This window comes from Mesorhizobium sp. M7A.F.Ca.CA.001.08.2.1, assembly GCF_003998455.1.
GTDB lineage: Bacteria > Pseudomonadota > Alphaproteobacteria > Rhizobiales > Rhizobiaceae > Mesorhizobium > Mesorhizobium ciceri.
Genome location: NZ_RZPW01000881.1, coordinates 1 through 2,352, shown reverse-complemented (window position 1 = coordinate 2,352; position 2,352 = coordinate 1). Strand labels below are relative to the sequence as shown.

3 protein-coding genes and 1 pseudogene are annotated in these 2,352 nt (G+C 62.8%); 1 reads left to right on the top strand and 3 read right to left on the bottom strand.

The genetic code is table 11. The features are described 5' to 3' along the window. A pseudogene (locus tag EN914_RS32410) lies at positions 1 to 375 on the bottom strand (hypothetical protein); the annotation flags it as partial. Between the two features lie 187 nt (positions 376 to 562). Between EN914_RS32410 and EN914_RS32405 the strand changes: the two are divergent. Beyond that, positions 563 to 751, top strand: coding sequence for a hypothetical protein (locus tag EN914_RS32405; protein WP_013532653.1), 189 nt, complete (start codon positions 563 to 565; stop codon positions 749 to 751). A 136-nt stretch (positions 752 to 887) separates the two neighbouring features. On the opposite strand, the gene EN914_RS32400 is transcribed toward EN914_RS32405, so the two are convergent. Further along, entirely contained in the window at positions 888 to 1,457 is a 570-nt protein-coding gene (locus EN914_RS32400) for a DUF1254 domain-containing protein (protein WP_032899749.1), read from the bottom strand. Further along, positions 1,450 to 2,034 carry a DUF1214 domain-containing protein gene (locus EN914_RS32395; protein WP_013532651.1) on the bottom strand — a complete coding sequence of 195 codons (585 nt, stop codon included), beginning with the start codon at positions 2,032 to 2,034 and terminating at the stop codon, positions 1,450 to 1,452. The genes EN914_RS32400 and EN914_RS32395 overlap by 8 nt, the downstream gene beginning before the upstream one ends. Positions 2,035 to 2,352: the final 318 nt, after the last annotated feature.

The following is a 2,352-nucleotide window of genomic DNA, read 5'->3' as shown; positions in this document are numbered from 1 at the left end:
GTTCAAGCCCTTGCGGCGCGCGATGGCACGCGCATGCGGCAGGCCATGCCGCCCGATCAGGGCGATGAGATCGATGTCGCTGACGGCGCGTGAGCGGATGAGCAGCGGCGCGGCAATGTCAACCGGTTCCTCGCAAAGACGGCGCACCAGGGCGGCGGGTGCGTATTCGCATTCGGAAAGGGCGGCTGCCACGTAACGGCGGGATTCGACGGACACGTCATTGAACAGCGGCAGCGTCAGGTCTTCGAGCTGGCCGATCTCGCGGCGTGAGGGGCGGGTGAGCGAGCAGAACGCCGACACCGCGGCGCGGAATAGCCTTTCGGCCTTTCCCGAGTCTTTTCGTGCCGCGATTTGCCTGAAGTCCGAAGATGACACGAAGGATACGCCCGTACTCGACACAAGCTTGGCGCGCTCGACCGGGATTATGTCGGTTTCGCGAGCACCAAGAACAAAGATCAAGTTAGCGACGATCCGTTAGCGCTCCGTTAACCCTCTGCCGGCCTTAATGACATTTGGAGGCGTTGCGTTGTGCTCCGGGGAAACCGAGAGGAATGCGCGAACCATGGGCATGGTACTGTCTTTCGTGCCGCGTACGGCACCAAACACCAGAGCAAAGCAAACCGCCGAAATGCCGGCGGCGGTGATCATCTTTCCCGGCATCCGCTATGAGCGGTCGCATGCCGGCGAAGTGCGGCCGGTCGATCCCGACAAGACGGGGTCGCCAGGGACGAAGCCGGTCCCGCACCACTGAGTTTCGGCGGCCACGGACCTTGGTCCGGGATCATGTCTAGTGCATGTCGCCCGAAAGTGACCCCGGTTTTGGGAGAACGACATGCATAAAAAAGACCTGAAGCGGGTCGTCTGAACCCGTTCAGACGCGACACGCTCTAGAAGTCCTGCAACTCACAGGAACTCTGTTCGAAGAAGCGCGACACGATCGGCTTCCAGCTGCTGTCGGGGACGAAGGCACGGATGACGAAAATGCCTTCCTCGATCGGCGCTTCGACGAAGATCGCCCCCTGAAGATCCTCTGGAAGGTCCTTGCGCACGTCGATCATCTGCGCCGGCGTCAGCACCACGGCATCCAGAACGCCTTCGGTCGCTGTGTGGTCGTTGAAGGAATAGATGTTGTGGCCGCTGCGGTCATAGACCGACACCGACCAGAACGGGACATGTCCAGGTGCCTTGACGCGGACCAAACCTTCGCCCAGGTCGAACCGGCAGGCCGTCGCATAAAACAGCGGGTCGACGGATTTCACCACGGGCGCGCCACCGGCCTCGGCATCGAGCCGCGTCATCTTGTAGAGGTCCGACGCCATTGACAGCCGCGACCAGGCGTCGCGTTCGGAAAATTCAGGCACCAGAAGCAGCACGGCGATGTGCACAATGCCGGCGCCGAGCAGGCCGAGCAGGACGGCATGCAAAAGTCTGCGCATCGCCGCATAAAAACTACGCATCGCAGCCGACCTTGACGATACGCGGCAGCGAGACGTCCGACAGGCCCGTGCTGCTGGCGATTGGCGTGTCGTAGAAGGTCAGCACGAAATACATCCTGCCGAAGCCGTCTGTCAGCAGCCAATTGCCGGGCATCGGGTGATGGCCGGCGGAAATGATCACCGAATTGTCGGGCTGGCGCACCACCCCGTAGGATTGCAGCGCCGCCAGCCGGGATTTGCCAGTCTCGACCACGCTGAGCGACTGGTCGGCGGCGTAGAGCGTCCAGAACCGCGCCGTCGGAAATCCGCCCTCGATGGTGTAGGTGCATTCGCGCTTGAGCTCGGCGCCGCCCGTGTCTCGCTCGGCGACGAAGGACAGCCCCTCGGCACGGCCGAGTGCAAGCACGCCCTCGCGCGCCACGCGAGCCTTGGAATAAGGATCGGCGGACGGCGTGCCGATATCGGGAAAGGCTGTCCATTGACCGATCCGGATGGCGCCGACGCCATCCTGGACTTTCAGCGCATACCAGACGCTGCCGCCACCGCCGATGATGGCTATGGCAAGCGAAAGCAACGTCAGGAAGGCAGTTTTGAGCATGAAGGGCCGGGGACACCGAAGAGTTGCCGCTCGGGGATATCGCGGCGCAGGGCCTTGTGGCAAGCGGGCCGATGTAGAATTGCAGCCGCCTCTTCCTTCTCCCCCTGCGGGAGACGGTGGCCGAGCGAAGCTCGGTCGGATGAGGGGTGTTCCAGCTTCGCAAGGACGGTGATCCGGCCAGCACCCCTCAACCGTCTCGGCGCTGCGCGCCGATCCACCTTCTCCCCTGTGGGCTAGCGTGCGCACACATTTGCTTCGGGTTCATTTTTGTGAGGCGAGAACGAAGCCGTCGACGATGGCGTTGAAGCGTCTGAGGCC

What these genes read in the sequence shown, in the direction of transcription:
- EN914_RS32405 (WP_013532653.1), top strand. Translation starts at nt 563, where the DNA reads ATGGGCATGGTACTGTCTTTCGTGCCGCGTACGGCACCAAACACCAGA.
- EN914_RS32400 (WP_032899749.1), bottom strand. Translation starts at nt 1,457, where the DNA reads ATGCGTAGTTTTTATGCGGCGATGCGCAGACTTTTGCATGCCGTCCTG.
- EN914_RS32395 (WP_013532651.1), bottom strand. Translation starts at nt 2,034, where the DNA reads ATGCTCAAAACTGCCTTCCTGACGTTGCTTTCGCTTGCCATAGCCATC.